20 protein-coding genes and 1 tRNA gene are annotated in these 19,069 nt (G+C 47.9%); 9 read left to right on the forward strand and 12 right to left on the reverse strand.

Annotated features, from left to right (window positions below; genetic code table 11):
* Positions 1-31: 31 nt before the first annotated feature.
* Complete coding sequence (locus tag Mpt1_RS00585; protein ID WP_148305780.1) at positions 32-1,684, reverse strand: hypothetical protein; 1,653 nt, start codon at positions 1,682-1,684, stop codon at positions 32-34.
* A 196-nt stretch (positions 1,685-1,880) separates the two neighbouring features.
* Between Mpt1_RS00585 and Mpt1_RS00590 the strand changes: the two genes are divergently transcribed.
* Entirely contained in the window at positions 1,881-2,510 is a 630-nt protein-coding gene (locus tag Mpt1_RS00590) for a 50S ribosomal protein L15e (protein ID WP_082007207.1), read from the forward strand.
* 36 nt (positions 2,511-2,546) lie between these two features.
* Here Mpt1_RS00590 and Mpt1_RS00595 read toward each other — a convergent pair whose 3' ends face one another.
* Complete coding sequence (locus Mpt1_RS00595) at positions 2,547-3,386, reverse strand: THUMP domain-containing protein (RefSeq protein ID WP_048111309.1); 840 nt, start codon at positions 3,384-3,386, stop codon at positions 2,547-2,549.
* Between the two features lie 74 nt (positions 3,387-3,460).
* Between Mpt1_RS00595 and Mpt1_RS00600 the strand changes: the two genes are divergently transcribed.
* A complete protein-coding gene (locus Mpt1_RS00600; RefSeq protein WP_048111311.1) occupies positions 3,461-4,282 on the forward strand; it encodes a sulfite exporter TauE/SafE family protein in 822 nt (273 codons plus the stop codon).
* A gap of 2 nt (positions 4,283-4,284) precedes the next feature.
* Positions 4,285-4,548 (forward strand): DUF1634 domain-containing protein, encoded by a 264-nt coding sequence (locus tag Mpt1_RS00605; RefSeq protein WP_048111313.1) that lies wholly within the window; start codon positions 4,285-4,287, stop codon positions 4,546-4,548.
* 16 nt (positions 4,549-4,564) lie between these two features.
* Here the strand turns inward: Mpt1_RS00605 and Mpt1_RS07530 are convergent, their stop codons facing one another.
* The 5 genes from Mpt1_RS07530 to Mpt1_RS00625 form a co-directional block, all read right to left on the reverse strand.
* Entirely contained in the window at positions 4,565-4,726 is a 162-nt protein-coding gene (locus tag Mpt1_RS07530) for a FeoB-associated Cys-rich membrane protein (RefSeq protein ID WP_148305782.1), read from the reverse strand.
* The gene (gene feoB / locus Mpt1_RS00610) at positions 4,716-6,830 is read right to left on the reverse strand and encodes a ferrous iron transport protein B (RefSeq protein WP_048111314.1); all 2,115 of its coding nucleotides are present in this window, start codon (positions 6,828-6,830) and stop codon (positions 4,716-4,718) included. Before feoB ends, Mpt1_RS07530 begins: the two co-directional genes overlap by 11 nt.
* Before the next feature lie 70 nt (positions 6,831-6,900).
* Positions 6,901-7,221, reverse strand: coding sequence for a FeoA family protein (locus tag Mpt1_RS00615; RefSeq protein ID WP_202965148.1), 321 nt, complete (start codon positions 7,219-7,221; stop codon positions 6,901-6,903).
* Between the two features lie 168 nt (positions 7,222-7,389).
* A tRNA-Leu gene (locus Mpt1_RS00620) sits at positions 7,390-7,473 on the reverse strand.
* 83 nt (positions 7,474-7,556) lie between these two features.
* Positions 7,557-7,775, reverse strand: coding sequence for a hypothetical protein (locus Mpt1_RS00625; protein WP_238603126.1), 219 nt, complete (start codon positions 7,773-7,775; stop codon positions 7,557-7,559).
* A 185-nt stretch (positions 7,776-7,960) separates the two neighbouring features.
* Here Mpt1_RS00625 and Mpt1_RS00630 point away from each other — a divergent pair, with 185 nt between their 5' ends.
* Entirely contained in the window at positions 7,961-9,310 is a 1,350-nt protein-coding gene (locus Mpt1_RS00630) for a phosphohexomutase domain-containing protein (protein ID WP_048111316.1), read from the forward strand.
* On the opposite strand, the gene Mpt1_RS00635 is transcribed toward Mpt1_RS00630, so the two are convergent.
* Genes Mpt1_RS00635 through Mpt1_RS00645 form a run of 3 tightly spaced genes read right to left on the reverse strand, consistent with a single transcriptional unit; the run spans position 9,311 to position 11,861 of the window.
* Complete coding sequence (locus Mpt1_RS00635) at positions 9,311-9,688, reverse strand: Mov34/MPN/PAD-1 family protein (RefSeq protein WP_048111318.1); 378 nt, start codon at positions 9,686-9,688, stop codon at positions 9,311-9,313.
* Positions 9,685-11,283, reverse strand: a complete 1,599-nt coding sequence (locus tag Mpt1_RS00640; RefSeq protein ID WP_202965149.1) for an inositol monophosphatase family protein — start codon at positions 11,281-11,283, stop codon at positions 9,685-9,687. Before Mpt1_RS00640 ends, Mpt1_RS00635 begins: the two co-directional genes overlap by 4 nt.
* A 38-nt stretch (positions 11,284-11,321) precedes the next feature.
* The gene (locus tag Mpt1_RS00645; protein WP_048111320.1) at positions 11,322-11,861 is read right to left on the reverse strand and encodes a hypothetical protein; all 540 of its coding nucleotides are present in this window, start codon (positions 11,859-11,861) and stop codon (positions 11,322-11,324) included.
* A 281-nt stretch (positions 11,862-12,142) separates the two neighbouring features.
* Between Mpt1_RS00645 and Mpt1_RS00650 the strand changes: the two genes are divergently transcribed.
* The 5 genes from Mpt1_RS00650 (at position 12,143) to Mpt1_RS00670 (ending at position 16,660) form a co-directional block, all read left to right on the forward strand.
* Positions 12,143-12,802 carry a fibrillarin-like rRNA/tRNA 2'-O-methyltransferase gene (locus Mpt1_RS00650; protein WP_048111322.1) on the forward strand — a complete coding sequence of 220 codons (660 nt, stop codon included), beginning with the start codon at positions 12,143-12,145 and terminating at the stop codon, positions 12,800-12,802.
* A 1-nt stretch (position 12,803) separates the two neighbouring features.
* Positions 12,804-13,172, forward strand: coding sequence for an NUDIX domain-containing protein (locus Mpt1_RS00655; RefSeq protein WP_238603127.1), 369 nt, complete (start codon positions 12,804-12,806; stop codon positions 13,170-13,172).
* Between the two features lie 75 nt (positions 13,173-13,247).
* Positions 13,248-14,771 (forward strand): cardiolipin synthase, encoded by a 1,524-nt coding sequence (cls, locus tag Mpt1_RS00660; protein WP_052399213.1) that lies wholly within the window; start codon positions 13,248-13,250, stop codon positions 14,769-14,771.
* 82 nt (positions 14,772-14,853) lie between these two features.
* Positions 14,854-15,309, forward strand: a complete 456-nt coding sequence (locus Mpt1_RS00665; protein WP_048111324.1) for a 30S ribosomal protein S15 — start codon at positions 14,854-14,856, stop codon at positions 15,307-15,309.
* Positions 15,310-15,316: 7 nt separating this feature from the next.
* Positions 15,317-16,660: a DHHA1 domain-containing protein gene (locus tag Mpt1_RS00670; protein WP_048111326.1), complete on the forward strand. Its 1,344-nt coding sequence runs from the start codon at positions 15,317-15,319 to the stop codon at positions 16,658-16,660.
* Between the two features lie 5 nt (positions 16,661-16,665).
* Here the strand turns inward: Mpt1_RS00670 and Mpt1_RS00675 are convergent, their stop codons facing one another.
* Together Mpt1_RS00675 and Mpt1_RS00680 are read right to left on the reverse strand one after the other, a co-directional pair.
* Complete coding sequence (locus tag Mpt1_RS00675; RefSeq protein WP_048111329.1) at positions 16,666-17,649, reverse strand: bifunctional N(6)-L-threonylcarbamoyladenine synthase/serine/threonine protein kinase; 984 nt, start codon at positions 17,647-17,649, stop codon at positions 16,666-16,668.
* 147 nt (positions 17,650-17,796) lie between these two features.
* The gene (locus Mpt1_RS00680) at positions 17,797-19,005 is read right to left on the reverse strand and encodes a restriction endonuclease (RefSeq protein WP_048111331.1); all 1,209 of its coding nucleotides are present in this window, start codon (positions 19,003-19,005) and stop codon (positions 17,797-17,799) included.
* Positions 19,006-19,069 lie beyond the last annotated feature (64 nt).

A 19,069-nucleotide genomic window follows, 5' to 3' on the forward strand; every position in this document is an offset into this window, starting at 1 on the left:
TTTAAGGAGTTTGAAGGTTGTTTTGTTTATTTCACACCACAGTTGATGAGCCGCCCTCTTGTGATATGCTTTTCAGTGTGAATACTATTGTCGTGGATCCAGATATCATGTCGATCTGGTATATGACTTTAGACGCAGAATCAATGTAGAAGGTAAGTCCGTCCGCTGTATCATTCCATATTTGGACAGACCTAGTGCCATCTCTCGTTTCGAGTGTCTTAACAGAGCCACTGTTTTGTGCATTGACCAATAACCCTTGAGGATTATTTCCAAGAGAATACATTTCACCGATACCCATTGATGATAGATCATAAACAAATCCATATTGGCCGTTTGTACAATCCGCAACACATTTAACCTTCATCGTATAGCCGGTTCCGGCGGGGTCTGTAAGTGCATAATTATACGTTGTACCTACCGAGTCGGATTGGGTGTATGAACCTGAGTTCTGCATTTTCAGAGCATAGTTTTTCAGTACGAAGGTTGTTGTTTTTCCGGAAACCATCAATATCATTTTGTACGGTAATCCTGTCATCTGATCAAGGTATTGTGTTGTCGTTACTCCACTTGTTGTTGTATTGACTACATTCAGCGTTTTCTGTCCGTCTACAGTATCCATTGCCTGTGTGCCAACAAGCTGGTAGCCGCTGGTGTCTGGATTTTTAGACTCCAGAATATAATCTGAGCTGCTTCCACTTGATGCATAATATGTGGTCTTTACAAAATCTGAATCTGCATTTTGACCAATATACTCCAATTTCATCTCGGTGTACTGGCTCCCTGTAACTGTGTAATCCATCATCGATCCGGGTGCCATTTCAATGTCCGTACCGATATTGTCCACGACCTTTGCGACCGGGTCATAATACAGGTACAGCGTATCGCCCATACCGTCTGTGTACATCCATATGTGGGTGGTGGCACCGCTAGATGTGATGCCGCTCATATTTGTTTCCACCGCATCGATCGGCAATCCAAGCGGACTGTTGCTAATTGTGTCTATTGTGGATCCACCGAGAGAACTGAGATCATATTCGACGCCATACTGTCCGTTCCGGCAATCAGCGATGCACGTGCTCGTCACTGTATATGGTGTTCCGTCGTATGTCAGCGTGTAACTTTTTCCGGTGCCTATTGCGCTAGATTGCTTATACGAGCCCGAATTTTGCCTTATAAGACTATACTCATTCAAAACAGCGGTGACGGTAGAGTCCCCATTAATCGTTGTTATCTTGTACACCAACCCGGTTGACGGATCTACAAATAATGTTGAGCCGTCAGTCAGATCAGTTGCCACATCCAGCATTTTTTCGCCGTCATGTATAGTAGTTATCTTCTCTGTGCCAGTAACCTGATATTTACTGCCGCCGGGCTTAGCCATTGTGGAATAAAGCACGATATCGTTTCCGTTCACAGTGTACGTAGTTTTAGCGAAATAAATGTCCTTACTTTGTCCGATTATTTCTGCTTTCAACTCTGTAATCGGCTCTCCTCCGGTAACTGTGAAATCCAGTGTTGTTCCAGGCGCCATTTCAGGGGTACCCTTTTGCTGGTTATCGCCGTTGTTTGTTACTATGATAAATACTGCGACGACCACAATGATAACGACAATGATCGCGACGATCGCAAGCATGATGGTGCTTATTTTGCCAGAGGTGTCTATTTTCATTTTATTCAGTTGCATAGTTTTCCTCCATATGCAAGCGGGCACAATCCCCCCATGCTCACTGTTACATTCGAAACGCCATTGTTACTATAAATAGACCCGCACACCCCTCTTAAAAAGTACCTTTAAATAGCTAATTTGTATGGGCGGTAGTACAGAACTCAGTGTTCTGCCGGAAATGTGCCCTCTGGGTGAATCCGAAAAGGTGATTTAAATGGCTGACGAAGATCAACAGCAAGAAGTACGCCCGGTCAACGGGAAAAGTATGTACAGTTATATCGGGGAAGCTTGGAAGAACCCGAGCAAGACCTATTTGAAAGAGCTCAACCACCAGAGAAGGATCGAGTGGAGGAGAGAGGAGAACTTCATCAGGATCGAGAGACCCACAAGGCTTGACAGGGCAAGAGCCCTCGGATACAAGGCCAAACAGGGCTACGTCGTGGTGAGGGGACACGTAAGGAAAGGTTCTTTCCAGAAGAGAGCTATCACTGCGGGAAGGAGACCTAAGAGAAAAGGTATCAACAAGATAACAACCGGCAAGAGCCTCCAGAGAATGGCTGAGGAGAGAGCCGCGAAGAGATACCCCAACCTTGAGGTACTGAACTCCTACTGGGTCGGAGCGGACGGAATACAGGAGTGGTACGAGATCATCTTGGTCGATCCTGCGCACCCTGTGATCAAAGCGGATCCGAAAATCAACTGGATCTGTGAGTCCAACAACAAGAACCGCGTCTACCGCGGACTGACATCGGCAGGAATAGCCGGCCGCGGTCTGAGGAACAAAGGCAACGGTGCCGAGAAGAACAGGCCCTCGATCAAAGCAAAGGGAAGAAGAGGAAAGTAACCTCTTCATAAACATTAACAAACTTATTTCCCGTCTTTATGACGGGAATGCTTCTTCTTTTATTGTTCTCAACATAAGGGAGACTTCCTCATCGCTCATGCCGACCGTCGGGAAGTACAGAGGTATCTTGTATTCCGTCACATCCTGTTGTTCCAGGTCAGATAACGATGCTCCCCTAACTATTCCCAGGATGTCCGGTGAAACGACATCCCCGTATTTCATTTCGGGATCATACCTTTCCAGGAGCGGTTGTTTATCCCCCCTGACAATGACCTTACAGCCGCGCTTCATCATCAGCCATGCCGAGAGGACATCCCTTTCGCTTTTGACCTCCGCCAAGACCTTGCCCTGAGTGCCTAACGGGAGGCCTGCATGGCCTCTTACTGTCGTTACAAAAACATAGGCCTTATTGTTCCTTACTTCAATAAAAAAGATAACATCTGGGTCAGTGAGTTTTACCCTCACGTTCTTGCTCTCGTTCGCAAGGAAGATCGCGGAACCGGCCTCTCTTCCCACATCGATGCTTGTGTATTTTTGATTCCCTTCCCTTCTCGCTTTGACGGCAAAGGATTCACCCCCCTTCAGTATATTCAGGGAGTATTTCGCTGCGGTCGAACAGATGTCCTCCATTGCGGAAGAACACGTTTCCGTGACAGAGAGGGACGCTATCCCGAACACTCTTCTTATCGTGCGTACCGCTGCATCTGTATCCTCGGATTCGATGTAGAATCTCGAATCATTTTTCGTCACCAATGCTTCTATCCTGTCCGCGGCCAACATTGACATTATGTTGTCTTTGAGCCTGTTCTCGAACCTTACACGCACCGGCGTGCTTTTCAGGCCTATCTCCGAATATCTCGCAAGTATGATGGACACTGTCTCTCCAATATGCCATTCGGATATATTCTTTCACCTCAAGAATTAATATCTTCGTACGCTCTTTCGGAGATATGGACCCGATGCTGATACTTGCCCTTTTAGCGGTCGGTATCGGCGCAAGCATCATCGGAACGATCTTTGGTATCGGCGGCGGAATAATATTCATTCCGATCCTGACGGTATTATTAAAACTGTCAGCGAACGAGGCCGTTGCCGTGAGCCTTGTGGGTATAATCGCGACCTCCACCGGTGCAGCATCATACTATGTAAAGCAGGGCGCCTCCAATGTCAGATTGGGATTGCTTCTCGAGATAACCACAACGCTGGGCGCCATGATGGGTGCATTCCTTGCCATATATGTTGCCAATTGGATCCTGCTTTGTGTATTCGCTTGCGTCCTGATCTACAGCGGAGCGACAATGATCCTCAAGAAAGAAAGAGTGATAGCCGACGCAGACGACGGAAGCGATATGTGCTTTTATTATTGCGACGAAAAAGACCCGGCAGAAAAAAGGTACAAGATCATCAACATCAAAAGCGGCCTTGCGGTATGCACAGGTGCCGGCGTTCTTTCATCCATGACCGGGGTCGGCGGAGGCACCATCAAAGTTCCTTTGATGAACGTCCACATGCACGTTCCGATCAAGGTCGCAAGCCCGACAAGCAGCTATATGATAGGAATAACCGCGTTTATGGGTGCAATAATCTACTTCATACAGGGAGAGCTTCTTCTCGACTATGCGGCCGCTATTGCGGTAGGCGCATTGATCGGCTCATTCATTGGTACGAGGGTGGCGAAGATGATCGATGCCGGACCTATGAGAAGATACTTCTCAATATTGCTCTTTGCGATCTCGATAATAATATTCCTTGAGGCAGGTGGTATCCTTTGAAGATGAATGCGGCCACCTCTCTTGCCCTCAGGATCTGCCTTTTTTCGGGGATAATCGTTCTTGCATTGGGATTGGTACTATCAGATCAGGATTACGGGCGGGATATACTTTGGGTCGGCATCCTTATCCTGGTTATATCTCCATTCGTCGGCGTTCTGACGACATATGTATATCTGATCTCAGAAAAGGACTGGAAATGGGTAAAGGTCGCATCGGTGCTGATCGCGGTGATCGCAGTTTCTATAGTAATGTCCATTTTGAAGTGAGTAAGAAAGTGTTCACTCATCTCTTTTTTTTGCACTGCGCGCAGACGGAACCATCTTTTACAGTTGAGCACCCGGCGCATCCTCCGCACTTGATAGATCTGTACGTGAAGTAAGCGGAGATGATGATCACGACCAGTACGACGGTCCCTATAAGAAAAGTGGCTGCTTCAGGAGACATTGGTCCTCCTCCTCAATATGCCGAACGGTTCCTTTGCGATGACAATATAGATCAATACCGCAAGTACGATCACTGCCGGAACGATCCCCAACCCCAACCCATTACCGAAGAACAATCCTGCGAATTGGTAGACGATCAAAGAGATCGAGTATGCCAATATGCATTGGTATGCGACCGCTTTCGCGGTCTCTTTCCATGATCCGAGTTCCGCCCGCATCGCACCCATCGCTGCGACACACGGGGCGCATATCATGTTGAAGATAAGGAAAGAATACCCAGCCGCAGGCGTCAGCATGCTTCCGACAATGTTCCACAATCCTTCTCCGCTGCTTTCGGAACTGAACAAGACCCCCATCGTTCCGACGATATTCTCTTTTGACAACAAGCCTGTGATCGTAGCAGTGGTGAACTGCCAATCATCGCCGTATCCAAGCGGTACAAATACGTACCTCAGGACGTTTCCTATGTCCGCCATCATCGAGTCGTTCGGATCGACCGTGTGCATTCCCCAGTCGAACGTGGACAGGAACCAAACGGCGATGCATGCCAACAAAACGAACGTTCCAGCATTCCTGACAAATGCCCACGCCCTTTCGAACATCGATCTCACCACACTAACGAAATGCGGAATGTGATATTGAGGAAGTTCCATTATGAAGGGCGAAGGAGTGCCCGCAAGCGACTTCCACTTTTTGAGGATCACTCCAGACATAAGTATGCATATTATTCCTATGACATACACAGAAATGGCAACAAAGGCGCTGCGCCCGAAAAGCGCACCCGCTATCATGGCTATGACAGGCAGCTTTGCCGAGCATGGAATGAACGTTACCACCATCGCGGTGATCTTTCTCTCTGTCCTGCCTTCTATGGTCCTCGATGCCATGATGCCGGGCACACCGCACCCCATTCCCACCAGAACGGCTATGAACGACTTCCCCGAAAGCCCGAACCTGCGTAGAATGTGGTCCATGATGAAGGCGACCCTTGCCATGTAGCCGCATTCTTCGAGTATCACCAGCACCAGGAACAGCACGAGTATCTGCGGCAGGAAACCTATTACCGCACCGACACCGGCGATTATCCCATTGACTATAAGTCCGGTCAGCCAATCGGCGGCGCCGGCATCCGTCAGCCAACTCTTGGCGGAAGGCATCACTGTGTTTGCGATGTAGTTGTTGAGTTCGGCGGTCCCCCAGCCCCCGATCGTCTCTATAGCAATAAAATAGATCGCGAACATAATGAGAATGAAGATCGGTATGCCCAGCCAGCGGTTCGTTACTATCCGGTCTATTCTGTCAGAGGTCGTTTCATTCCTTATCACGCCGCTTTTATCAAGAGATCCGCCCAAGATCTTGCCGATGAGCTCATATCTTTCCTCAGCGACAATACTGTCCGCGTCCCAGCCCATCTCCCTTTCCATCAAGGAAACGATGGTCTCGATCTCACCTTTGGTCTCTCGATCTATTTTTGCTCCTGCCTTCTCGTCCTTCTCGAGAAGTTTGATAGCATACCATCTTTTGACATTATCAGGTACTTTTCCCTTTATGCAGCCCTCTGCCATGGACACGTACATTTCGAGTTCTTTTGAGAATCTCAACCCAGTGCTGTGTTCTGTTCCGACCACTGACATCACGGTTTCGGTGAGCTCATTGACGCCATGCCCTTTCACTGCGGTCGTTTCGACTATCTTGCAACCAAGATCTTTTGATAACTTGGCAACGTCTATCCTGATGCCGCTATTGGCAGCCACATCCATCATGTTAAGCGCAATGATGGTCGGAATTCCAATAGACAAGATCTGGGTCGTCAGATAAAGGTTCCTTTCCAAATTCGAAGCGTCCACGATGTTGATCACTGCGTCGGGACGTTCGTTCAGCAAAAAGTCCCTCGTAACGATCTCTTCCGGCGAGTACGGAGATAATGAATATATGCCGGGAAGATCGACGATTATCACATCCTCTCTGTTCCTGAGGTTTCCTTCTTTCAATTCGACCGTAACACCGGTCCAATTCCCGACACGCTGTGAACTCCCTGTGAGTTTATTGAAAAGGGAAGTCTTTCCGCAGTTCGGATTTCCTGCCAAGGCTATCTTTACTGTCATATTCTCCCTCTCTCATTGAACAAGTAAGGTTCCGTCTGCGGTTCGGGACGCATATAGGCGTTCGATCGCTTCAGGCGGGAACATAGAATATCTTCGACGCAATCGCTCTGTCCATAGCTATCCTCGAACCCTTTATGTCAAGGATCATGTTCCCCGCATTCTCATTGATCACAGATACACGAGCCCCTATAACGAATCCGAGCTCACAAAGGAATTTCCTTGTATCTTGCTTTGCGGTGACCATTACTATCTTTCCGCCGTCGCCGATCTTCGCGGTGACCAACGGTACGCCGCTTGCAGACGCATCTTCGAGCGGGATGCACATACTTCCTGTGCACACCCCCTTACATATGTTATTCTCCGCATTCTTGCAGTCACATCCTCTGTCCATGATTTTAGGATATCCTAAAAGTATTTAATATTAGGCATTCCTAAAAACTTGATTTTAAAGAAAGAAGATAAATCCTCTTAAAGACCCAGACGCCGTTTTTGATAATATTCTTATATTATGCTCATATGAAATGACGCCAGACACACGACCTACCGATAGTCAAAATAGTGCAGGGGAAGGGATTTGAACCCTTGGACCACTAAGGACTAGACCCTGAATCTAGCGTCGTTGGCCAGGCTTGACTACCCCTGCTTATTCGGGCTGATTCACTTTTTCATATAAAAGAGGTACGTGCACATTCTAAAATTTGTGCACGTATTTTTGTTTTTTTAGGCTCAAGCCTTCATTATTTTCATCCATCCGCCGCTCTCATAGATGGCGAGCTTTCTCTGTTTAAGTATCGACTCGAACTCATCCCATGTGATGACCGATAATCTGTTGTTGCTTCCCTTTGTGAATTGGACACCCGATGTTCCCTTTACTTTTCCGGGCTTAAGACCCTTGTTTTGTGCGATCTGCTTCGCTTTCGCGAGGTCAATTTTTTCCATTACCATCTCTTTCACTCCCTTATGCCTGCTGGCATAGTGTAAAATAAATATCCAGATGGGAAATATTTAAAAGTTATTGCCATAAAGAGGGAAATTGGGGCGAAAAACAATATTTTTGAGGTATTTTTTGTGCTGGCTCAGGTTCCGCGCAATCGCAAGAAATATCAATCGGAATATTTCTTTGGATACTGATGAACAACGCCCACTCTTTGACGCTCCGCTCGATAACGGACGATGACATGACAGCGGAGAAGGCCCTAAAAATAGGGCGTATGATCGGCAGAACCTACAAGAACGTATGTATCGGTTCCGATACCAACCCCAGCAGCAAAGTGATCAAGAACTCTCTGATCAGCGGGCTGCTTTCTGCAGGCGCCAATGTCAACGATGCAGGGATTGCCCCTGCCCCGGCCGTAGCTTTGGCGTCCAAGGGGTCCGACTGCATGCTTATGGTGGGGGAGCCGAACGAACAGGGAGTCATCAGCAGAATTTACATTATGAATTCAGATGGTTCTATGTTCACGAAGGAACAAATTCGGCAGCTGATAACGAACGGAAGGACAGATCGGCCTCTTCCAGGATACAAAGGCATCGGTAATCTGAGAATTATTGATTCTGTCGCCGAGGATTACAACAGGGTCATTTGTAATAAATATCCGGAAAAAATAGACACACCAGTAATATTGGATTGCGGCTGCGGATGCACATCAGTGTGTGCACCTCAGATCTTAGCATCCTTAGGTGCAGATGTAACGACCATCAATGCACAAAATGATCCGCAATACAGCCCCAGGCCTCCCGGAGTAAGCATCAGGGATGTCTCCAACTTGATCGGCATCATCGACACAGGTCTGGGCAACATAGGTATCGCACTTAACGGCGACGGCACCAGGCTTGCGCTGATCAATGAGAGAGGAAAATATGTTGACCCGGATCATGTACTTGCGTTATTGCTTCTATTTTTGAAACCATCATCGTTGGTCGTGCCGATCGATGTCTCCGCTGTGGTTGAAGATGCATTCAAAGGTATCATCGAGGAGGAGGTCTTCACAGACTCCGTGCCAGGCAAAGAGAGGCAGATAATACGTGCCGACAAAGATATCGAATCCATCACCGCGGCAATCAAGAGGGAAGGCGCAGAGATGGGGGTGCTGACGGACGGAGCATTCATCTTCCCCAATGTGACCCTCTGCCCGGATGCGATAAATGCAGCGGTCATTCTTACAAAGATGTCAAGAGATAACAGCCTGAGTAGTCTGTTGGCGTCATTCCCTAAGTATATTCTCATCAGAGCGTCGGTCCATGTCCCCATGAACGCCGAGCACTTCAACAGAAAGTTCGGCGAAAAGATGGAAGAGCTTAATTCAGACAACACTTGGGATATCGATGGAGGCCGGGTCGGCATGCCTGGCGGATGGTTCGCAGTCTCCAGAGCATCAGATAATCCGGAATATGTTACCATAACGGCGGAAGCAAAGGATAAAGCATATGCCGTAAGCATGATGGAGTTCGCAAAGAAGATCGTCCGCGATATAGTGTGATCAGAAGACCAGTTCAAGGTCCACTTTTCTTCCGGAAGAATCGTACGCTTTCCAGCTGCTGCGGTCGTATGGCTGGCACGTTATGAAATGTATTCCCCCCATCTGGTTGAAGAAATCCAGGTCCGCATCGGACGGATCGTTACGATATCCGGGGTGCGAGTGTGCCGATCCAGATTTGTGAAAATCGATCGGCGACATCCAATCGTTAATGAAGCTGTGACTCTCACCGTACACTGAACCAGGGACCAATATTATCTCTGATATAACGCCGTCATACTCCCTATGAAAGCAAATAAACTCATCGGGATATGCGGATCTGGCGGATTCGTTGAATCCGTCTATGAAATCAACGCTTACTCCGTATACTTTTTTGCTCATATAGCGTTCACCAGCTTGTTCCTCACTCTTGAGTAGAAATCTGTATTGAACCTTATGAATTTGACAGTTTCAGGGGATCTTATGAAGTCGATACGTGTTTTTCCCCGGATCTCATATTCTTCCTGGCCATCGACCACCAGCAGGCAGCCGCTGTCCATGACCGTTTCCACAGTTATCTTTGCATTAGCAGGTATGACGAACGGTCTCGACGCAAACTTATAGGCCGCCATCGGGACCACAACGACCGCATTCACGCGCGGGTCGATCAGCGGAGCGCCGAGACTCATCGCATAGCATGTCGAGCCCGTCGGGGTAGAGATCATTATGCCGTCCGCACGGAGTTCCATCATGAACTTGTCGTTAACATAAATTTTGAAATGCCTGATCTTTGCGATCGAGTCGGTATGAACAACGGCCTCGTTCACTGCCTCCGCAAGATACTCTCCCTCATACCAAGAGCTGAGTTTGAATCTCTCCTCGACCACATAGTCGCCGTTGCGGAGCCTTTTGATCCCCTCCTCGAGATCCTTTACATCTACTTCGGTAAGGAATCCCACTCCGCCTGCGTTTATGCCGAAGAGCGGAGCTTTATTCTTCATGAACGTTCGGAGTATCGTTCCGTCGCCGCCTATGGTGATCATTATATCCACTTTCATTTCCTCTATCGGGAGCCCTTCCATTCCGAGTTCGCCTGCGATACTTTCATCCAGGACATAGTCGCAGCCTTCAAGCGCCTTTAACACCCTTTTTGTGTACTCTTTGGCCTCGGGGACCTTTGTGTTCACACATATCCCGTATCTTGGCTCGAACATCTCTTTCTCCATGATGATGAAATCGTAAACCTTCTTTTCTCCGAAAGCGATGAAACTGGAGTGGCATCCGATATCTAATCCCATGTCCAGCGCATTTCCGTCGAGGTCGTATACCTCGCCCCCCGCTTCTCTTAGAATGAGAGTACTCGCTGCGATATCCACGACCCTTATGCCGCGGGTGTACTTCTCGACATGCATCATGAAGCCGTCCGCTACACCCTCGGCCACCAATACCATCTCTAAGGATGCGCAGCCGAGGGAGCGGGACGAGCTGACCCTCTTTGCAAGGCCGAACGACTCGGGGGTCGCAGAGTTCCCCATGTATATCATCATGAACAGGTCTGCCATATCGGCTTTCCTGACGCAGATCTTCGAACCGTTCTTGTATGCACCCTTCCCCTTTTCTGCGGTTATCACATCGCCCGTGGCGATGTTCCTGATATATGCTGTGTGAACATCGGAAAGCGACCTTGTACCGATTGCCATTGATATTGTATAAAGCGGGATCCCGGCGACAGCGTTGGATGTTCCGTCGACAGGATCCAAGATAAGTGTTTCTTCTCCTCCATTATCTACGTACCCTATCTCTTCGCTCAGGACATTCAAAGGGATATTATGCCTTTCAAGGTAATCAAGGACCACATTCTCGGCGATCTTGTCTATCTGGGATGTAGAAGTTCCGTCTGCGCCGATACCGATGCATTCTCCTTTACACTTTGAGTCTGGGATCTTTTTGACAGCCTCCTCTACCGCATCGGCTATCTTGCTGAGAACATCCATCATGAACGTGAAGATATGGTCGGGATATATTGCTCTTTTGATTACTCTTCCTCTTCGGTGATGGGATGGACCTTTCTGTTGATCAGTATCACCAGTCCGCCGACGATCAGGAAAATGCCGCCGATAATGGCAGAATAAACGCCTTCGCCCAAGGAATCTCTGAGAAGGACGGGCCCCGCTATAATGGCCGCAGAGTTCACCATCCATATTTCCCTCTCCGGATAGAGTATGTACAACAGCACGGCGGCCACTATTAATGCCCCGACAATAATTCCGGCGACCGCACTTTTCTTCTCATGTTTTGTGAACGAAAGAGCGGCAATAAAAACAGCTGCCACAGATGCGACCAATACTATGAGCGGCATGTAGAGGAAATATCCTGTGTCCGGGTATGCACGGCCGCCATAAGTGTGGTTCCTCAGAAAGAAATCTATTCCGGAATATTCGATATGTTGAAACCCCTCGCCCGAGGCAAACCATAACTGGAACACGCTGAATATACCTACAATGGCCCCGGTCAGCATCAATATCTTCAGAAGTTCGATGGAACCTTTGGCAAAGTCTGAGTTTTCATCAGGCACGGCCGAGGATAAGGATTGATAATTAAAAGGATGTTGTAAGAGGTTTATGTACATTTGAGTGTGAACAGTTCAGGCCGGTTTGTCTTCGACCGTCAGTCTCAACGCTCCGAATATTATCAAAAGTATTCCAACGATCATAGCAAGCCATATTTCGATTCCCGCATAGTCAGACATACTCACGGTACATCCGTTTTCTGTTTCAGGATATGTGTAGAACAGTATGGCGGCAATCACAAAGAAAAGTACGATGGATTATTAAATTACACATAGATTACAAACAGATGATCCCCATCGACTCTGCGGGCGGTTTGGTCTATTCCGAAAACAGCCGCCTTTATACCTTATCTTCCAGACCAGGCATCAAAGTCTACGGCGAGAAGCTTGTGAGGATCGGCGACCAAGAATATCGTGAATGGAATCCCAGGAAAAGCAAGCTTGCTGCATACATAAAAACCGGCGGCAACATCTTTCCGATAAAAAAAGACAGCAGGATACTATATCTCGGAGCTTCCAGCGGGACCACTTCATCGCATATTTCAGACATCGCCGCCGAAGGGAAGGTCTATTGTGTGGAGTTTGCGCCCAGGATGTTCAGGGACCTTTTGAACACGTGCGAAGCAAGACCGAACATGCTCCCTATACTCGGGGATGCGATAACCCCAGAAGAGTACCAATTCGCCGTAAGCAAAGTGGATGTCGTTTACTCCGATGTTGCTCAAAAGAGACAGGCTGATATCATCGCTGATAATATGGATTTCTTCCATGTGGATATGGGGATGGTGGCGATTAAAGCAAGGTCGGAGGACGTGGCCTCGAACCCTCTAGAAGTGTACAAAGAGTCAGAAAAAAGGCTGAAAGAAAGAGGATTCAGAATATTGGATTCGAGAGACCTCGAACCCTATGAGAATGCTCATAGGATGATCGTTTTCGAGAGGAATTGATTTGGGGACGGTCTACGCGGTCGCTTTCAAAGGTGACCGTTTTTTAATGGTATTCAATAAAAAACGCAATGGATGGGAGATGCCCGGCGGCCATGTTGAAGACGGAGAATCTGTCGAGGTCGCTGCGAAAAGAGAATTCTCGGAAGAAGCGGGATATGAGATAGACATCCTCGAAACGAAGGACATCGGCCAATGTCATGTTTGTGCATGTTTGCTTCTCGATAGGATCAATGATTCGCCGGAGATGATCTCCGATCTTTTTTCTGCGATCCCATATGACCTCGCCTTTGACAGAGATGAATATGAAACCGTTATTTCATGGGCACGTTCTTCTGTTTCACGCAGTGGAAAGGATCGCCATCTTCAGTGAAATCACACATTTTATCTGTGTTTCCGGGTTCTTTCTGCAAAACTTATTTAAAAATACTCCTGCATTCACAGACCGATGCAGGCCTTCCTGGACGCATATGGGATTTTCTCCGTCGCAGTGCAGTGGGCATCGGCAATTTTAGCGGTTATGATGATATTAATAATGGTATTTTTAGAGCGCGCCGAGCAACGCACCATCGCCATGTGGCTCACGGTCATGATATTCCTACCGCTCGCCGTGTGGCTGGGTATATTGCTCACACTTCCTGTCGGTCTTTTCTTTACCGTGGCCTTCTTTATTTATTTATGTTTCGGGCAGACATATTATCAAAGAAAATTGTTCGGGATCAAGAACATCGGCGATCAACAGCTTATGGGGATCAAAGCAGAGGCCATGGAAGAACTGAACAAACAAAACATGACGCCCGAGAATGAGGACGGGATACGTTTTGCAAGATCGATGCTGGATGTCGGGGGCTCGGCTTTCAGTAACAACAACGACATCAGGGTGTACACCATGGGGGAGCCGTTCTTCGACGATTTCCTCAATGACCTGTCCAAAGCCGAGAAGTTCATCAATGTAGAATATTACATTGTGAGAGACGATGAGGTCACTAACAAATTCATGGATATTTTGATAGAGAAAGCCAAAAGCGGTGTGGAAGTAAGATTCATGGTCGACGCCATCGGCTTCAAGCTCGGACCGAAGAACAGGATGAAAGAGTTCAAGGAAGCGGGCGGACAGTTCAGGCTGTTCCACAAGGCCGTGACCGTACTTCTGAGTCCGAAAAAACAGAACAGGAACCACAGGAAACTGGCGGTGATCGATGGCAATATAGGCTATGTCACAGGATTTAACATCGGTGACGAATATATGGGAAAGGGTGAAATGGGGAACTGGAGAGATACGGGAGTGCGCATCCGGGGGAATGGGGTCGTTCCCATAAATGCCAGATTTTTCATGGATTGGGGATATGCAACGAAGGACAGGCTCGATGCCAACTCGGACAAGATGGACATGTACTTTCCCGTCAATAAAGAAGAATACGGGAACGACATCATGCAGCTCATATCCGGCGGACCCGACACAAAGAGCAACCCCATCGAATTTCAATATCTTAAGCTGATAAACGCAGCAAAGAAAACACTGTACATCCACACTCCGTATTTAGTGCCGAACAGCGAGATCCAGAAGGCGCTGATACTGTCTGCCGCATCCGGTGTGGACGTCAGGATAATAATGCCCGATAAGCCGGACCATCTTTTCATTTTCTGGGCGAGCATATTGCACGCCGGAGAACTTATGAAACACGGAGTGCGGATCTTCCAATACACAAAAGGTTTCGTTCATTCGAAAACATTCGTGGCCGACGGTGTGTTCTGTTCGGTCGGCTCGGCAAATCTGGATCAAAGAAGTATGAGATTGAATTTCGAGTCCAATGCGATGATCTACTCGAAAAAGATCGGACAGATAATGCACAATGCTTTTCTGGAGGATATAGAACATTGCGCCGAGTACACCCCGGAAAAATACGGTAAACTGACCAGATGGGAAAGAGCAAAGATCAGTTTCGCACGTCTTTTCAGTTCATTGGCTTAAAAAACGAGGGTCAATCTTTTATACTCCTTATTTATAGGTGGGCTCAGCCTCGCCGCGTATATAATGATCGGAGAATCAAAATATGGCAAGAATGCAGACAAGAAGAAAGGGCAAATCCTGTTCGAAGCGCCCCATGATATCTGAGAACCCTGAGTGGGTACCTCTTACAGCCACCGAAATAGAGGACCTCATCGTTCAGTTCACCGAGAACGGAATGGTTTCCGCAAGGATAGGACTTGTTCTCAGAGACCAATATGGAGTGCCCAATGTGAGATTGGCAACCGGGAAGACCGTTACCGAGATCATGAAGGAGAAAGGAGTAATGCCTGACCTTCCGGAAGACCTTTCGAATCTTATGAGGAGAGCGATCTCCCTGAACGTTCACGTGAAGAACCACAGAGGGGATGTTGCCAACATAAGGGGACTCAACCTGATCGAAGCAAGGATCAGGAGATTGGAGCGCTATTACAAAAAGAACGGCGTTCTTCCCCAAACATGGAAGTACTCTCTCTCGAACGCAGAGATAATGCTCAAATGAGGGTCTTATGGACGATACCGTCCTACCTTCCAAACTTCTTACAACCTTATCTCAGGCAGTCAAAATTGTGAACGGCCACGATTTTATACATGTATATTCGCATTATGACGCTGACGGTATCACCGCGGCGTCCATCATAGCAAAAACGCTTCTCAGGGCAGGTAAAGAATTCAAGATCACTCTTTTCACAAGCCTGAACGATGAGAACATGAATACCATAAGGAGTGCGCCCTCCGAGTGCATAATGGTCACAGATCTTGGTGCATCATACATAGAACAGTTGGATGCTTTGAAATGCGACATCATTGTCCTGGATCACCATACTGTCGAAAAACAAGCAAAAAGGATATGCTACGCCAACCCGCATTTGTACGGGATCGACGGTATGACGTCAGGGTGCGGAGCGACAATGGCCTTCTTATTTGCCATTTCAATGAGTCAGGGGAATTGGGATCTGGTCCAGGTCGCATTTGCCGGAATAGCAGGGGACAGGCAGCACATCAACGGCCTTAAGGGGCTTAACATCTATCTTTACGAGGGCGGATTGGAGAGAGGATACATCAAGGTCGCGGACGGTTCGATGATACCTCCCGGACAGCTGATATCCGAGTTGTTCCTCTCTACCGACCCATATATCGCCGGTGTCAGCGGCAATGCCGATGGGGTCGCCGCATTGCTTGACTCAGCCGGCATTGGGAGAGAGAAATACAACAAAGACCTGACAGAGGAAGAGAGAAGAAAGTTATCTTCGCTGATCGCTTTGAAACTGATGGGGCAGGGGACGTCAATGCAGACGATGTTCGAACTGACACGTACAAGATACTACCTGAAAGATTGGAACATGGACGCCGAGACGCTCGGATCATTATTGAACGGATGCGGTCGCCTGGGTCTTGGGGGGATCGGAGTGTCGGCGGGGATGGGTGACACAAAGTGTCTGTCTAAGGCAGCTGAACTGGAGAACACTTCTAAAACACAAATAATGGAGAGCGTGCTGTCTCTGCAGAAAAACGGGCTGAATCAAATGAAACACATACAATGGTTCGACAGTTCGGAACTGGGGTTCACGGGAATGGTCTGCGGTATCGCAATGCAGTTCATGGGGAATCCGTCGAAGCCGACCATAGGCATAAACCGTTCGGGCGGTACTGCAAAGATATCGTCCAGAGCGACATTCGGCCTTTTGGATAAGGGAGTGGATCTTTCTCGGGCTTTGAAGGAAGCGTGTGCGGCAGTCGGAGGCAGCGGCGGCGGACACAGAATAGCCAGTGGAGGATCATGCCCGAGCGAAAGAAGCGATGAGTTCCTCGCGAATCTCGATGAGATAATCGGGGAACAGCTAAGGAGTTAATTTCTTCAGTCTCTCCAAGCGACTTCCACTTCGTCCGTTCTGAACCTCTGCCTTACGGCAGTATCGCCGATACCCATTCTTATCCCTGAATTGTACATGATGTTCCCAAGCCAAGCGATCATTGCGCCATTGTCTATGCACAGTCTTCTGTCGGGAACGAACATGACCGCTCCGCGATCCTCTGCCATGTTGCTGACCATCTCCTGCAGGCGCTTGTTCTGAGCCACGCCGCCTCCCAGGAGAACTTCATCCTTGCCTATGTGTGCCATCGCCCTTTCTGTGACCTCGGTAAGCATTGCAAAGGCGGTCTCCTGTATTGAGTAGGCGATATCTTCTAGCCGGCTTCCTTTCTTCTTCAAAGTGAGTGCAGCGGTCATTATTCCGGAGAACGCAATGTCCATTCCTTTAACGGAATAAGGCAGTTCCAGAAGCTTGTCGCCTTCTTTAGCGAGTTTCTCTATTGTGGGTCCCGCATAGAAACCAAGACCTAACTCTCTGCCGAGCTTATCCAACATGTTCCCTATGCCGACATCATGCGTCTCTCCGAAAATACGGTATCTTCCGTCCGAGTAAGCGATCACCTGTGTATTGCCTCCGGACGCATACAGCATTGCCGGGTCGTGGCAGCCTGTTGTGGCATTGCCTATCTCTATATGTGCGATGCAGTGGTTGACTCCGACTATCGGTATGTTCAGTCTTGATGAGAGTGAACGTGCCGCCGTGGCGGCCACCCTCAGACAAGGACCCAGTCCTGGCCCCATGGAGAATGAAACAAGATCGACATCTTTCAAAGATATTTTTGCCTCTTCAACTGCTTTTGTTATTGTGGAAGCGACAACTTCCGTGTGATGATTTGCCGCTTCCCTGGGATGCAGTCCTCCCTCCGGCGGCCTGTACATGTCGATAACGTTCGATAGGACCTTCTTCTCAGAATCAACCACACCTACTCCGAGTGTGTGGGCCGTTCCTTCGATACCGAGGGTTATCATTACTGTTTGCAAACCGCAACTGTCTTTTATTCTTTACTATCTCCTTCTATTTTCTATTGATTTGTCCAACGGCACTCGAACTAACCTAATGGCCATTAGGATAATGGCCATTAGGTTAGCAGAATTTTCACAGTGCCAGCATCATCTTCATTTGTTGCCTTTGATCTTGAGCCCCGGCTCTTTTTCCGCACATGAAGGACATATAGGCTCATTCTTCCCGAGGAATTTACTGATGAAGAGCGAACACTCTGTGCACAGAATAGTGTTGCACCTGCTGCAGATCGCCGTGTGCTTATCGTCCGTCATTTTTCCGCATTTCTTGCAGAGGAAGATATCTCCTGTTATCTTTTTGTCACACACGTCACATACCAACCACTTTGGTTCAAGCGCGAAGAAATTCTCGGTGCCGCTCTCTAATGATTGGATGGTCCTTTTTCTTCCGAACATCTCATATTCCGTATCTGAAAGGGGAACGAACAGGCACGTAACATTCTGAACGATGATGTCCTTTTTCGACGGGGCGCACTTCTTGTTGACGATCTTGTCGGGACCTGTTTTGATTGGAATATATTTGGTGTGTTTTTCTATTACGCGATCGTAAAGCACATCCAGTATCTGTTTCCTGGGTTTCATGAGATCAGCCTCTTTTCCCTTAGGCTCATAGGCCATCTTAGGGACCATGTCGTAGATCTCTATGAATTCATCGTCCATGATCTTCGAATATCTTTCGCTGATGTAGCAGCTCCCTTCTCCCGATTCCTTATGAATGATCTTTTTGGATGCTTCGAATTCGGCGTTCACGGAATAATCGATCTTGTAGAAAAGAACGAGGGAAATATCCCTTTTGACGATGGAAAGATTCAATGCGATATCATCTGTGCATTTGATGCTGTTCTTTAACTTCTTCGAAAGATGTTCGCGGAACTCGCGGTCGCTGTTCTTCATTAAAATGTATGCTTCAGGTTCTTCTTTCTTGTAAACAAGTTTGATGCCTGCCTTGAATGCTACGGAAGCTAATTTTTCGATCTCCATTAATGTGATGGGTATGTTGCTGTCCTCAACGTATTTCTGTGCGGTGGTTGCGAAGCGGCCGTTCGTTACGATGATGCCTTCTTTCACTCTCTTATTTTTCATTGCCAGATAGAATTTCTCGATCGCCGTTTTTCCGATCGGGGCCTTGGCGGGCGGGAGGCAGAGGACGGAGATGTGGTCCTTGCCGAGAATAAGGAAATCTGTGCTCTCATTCTCATAAAGGTAAGGACGTTTTGTTTTGGATTTGTAGAACGCGGAGAGGATCTCCTCACATATATTGACGAAACCATCGCCGTCGAGACCTTCAGTATAGAGCGTTCTCATCGGATTGTGATGGGGGTGAATGTTTTTGATTGTTTGTGCGGACTCAAAATAACAGAATTATTAC

The organism is Candidatus Methanoplasma termitum, assembly GCF_000800805.1.
GTDB classification, from domain to species: Archaea; Thermoplasmatota; Thermoplasmata; order Methanomassiliicoccales; family Methanomethylophilaceae; genus Methanoplasma; species Methanoplasma termitum.

Excerpts from the sequence above, each read along its gene's own strand:
- Mpt1_RS00585 (WP_148305780.1), bottom strand. The coding sequence starts at position 1,684 with ATGCAACTGAATAAAATGAAAATAGACACCTCTGGCAAAATAAGCACC.
- Mpt1_RS00640 (WP_202965149.1), bottom strand. The coding sequence starts at position 11,283 with ATGATGGATGTTCTCAGCAAGATAGCCGATGCGGTAGAGGAGGCTGTC.
- Mpt1_RS00680 (WP_048111331.1), bottom strand. The coding sequence starts at position 19,005 with ATGAGAACGCTCTATACTGAAGGTCTCGACGGCGATGGTTTCGTCAAT.
- Mpt1_RS00600 (WP_048111311.1), top strand. The coding sequence starts at position 3,461 with ATGGACCCGATGCTGATACTTGCCCTTTTAGCGGTCGGTATCGGCGCA.
- Mpt1_RS00590 (WP_082007207.1), top strand. The coding sequence starts at position 1,881 with ATGGCTGACGAAGATCAACAGCAAGAAGTACGCCCGGTCAACGGGAAA.
- Mpt1_RS00630 (WP_048111316.1), top strand. The coding sequence starts at position 7,961 with ATGAACAACGCCCACTCTTTGACGCTCCGCTCGATAACGGACGATGAC.
- cls (WP_052399213.1), top strand. The coding sequence starts at position 13,248 with ATGCAGGCCTTCCTGGACGCATATGGGATTTTCTCCGTCGCAGTGCAG.
- Mpt1_RS07530 (WP_148305782.1), bottom strand. The coding sequence starts at position 4,726 with ATGTCTCCTGAAGCAGCCACTTTTCTTATAGGGACCGTCGTACTGGTC.
- Mpt1_RS00605 (WP_048111313.1), top strand. The coding sequence starts at position 4,285 with ATGAATGCGGCCACCTCTCTTGCCCTCAGGATCTGCCTTTTTTCGGGG.
- Mpt1_RS00650 (WP_048111322.1), top strand. The coding sequence starts at position 12,143 with ATGATCCCCATCGACTCTGCGGGCGGTTTGGTCTATTCCGAAAACAGC.
- Mpt1_RS00635 (WP_048111318.1), bottom strand. The coding sequence starts at position 9,688 with ATGAGCAAAAAAGTATACGGAGTAAGCGTTGATTTCATAGACGGATTC.
- Mpt1_RS00675 (WP_048111329.1), bottom strand. The coding sequence starts at position 17,649 with ATGATAACCCTCGGTATCGAAGGAACGGCCCACACACTCGGAGTAGGT.
- Mpt1_RS00670 (WP_048111326.1), top strand. The coding sequence starts at position 15,317 with ATGGACGATACCGTCCTACCTTCCAAACTTCTTACAACCTTATCTCAG.
- feoB (WP_048111314.1), bottom strand. The coding sequence starts at position 6,830 with ATGACAGTAAAGATAGCCTTGGCAGGAAATCCGAACTGCGGAAAGACT.
- Mpt1_RS00615 (WP_202965148.1), bottom strand. The coding sequence starts at position 7,221 with ATGGACAGAGGATGTGACTGCAAGAATGCGGAGAATAACATATGTAAG.
- Mpt1_RS00665 (WP_048111324.1), top strand. The coding sequence starts at position 14,854 with ATGGCAAGAATGCAGACAAGAAGAAAGGGCAAATCCTGTTCGAAGCGC.
- Mpt1_RS00625 (WP_238603126.1), bottom strand. The coding sequence starts at position 7,775 with ATGGTAATGGAAAAAATTGACCTCGCGAAAGCGAAGCAGATCGCACAA.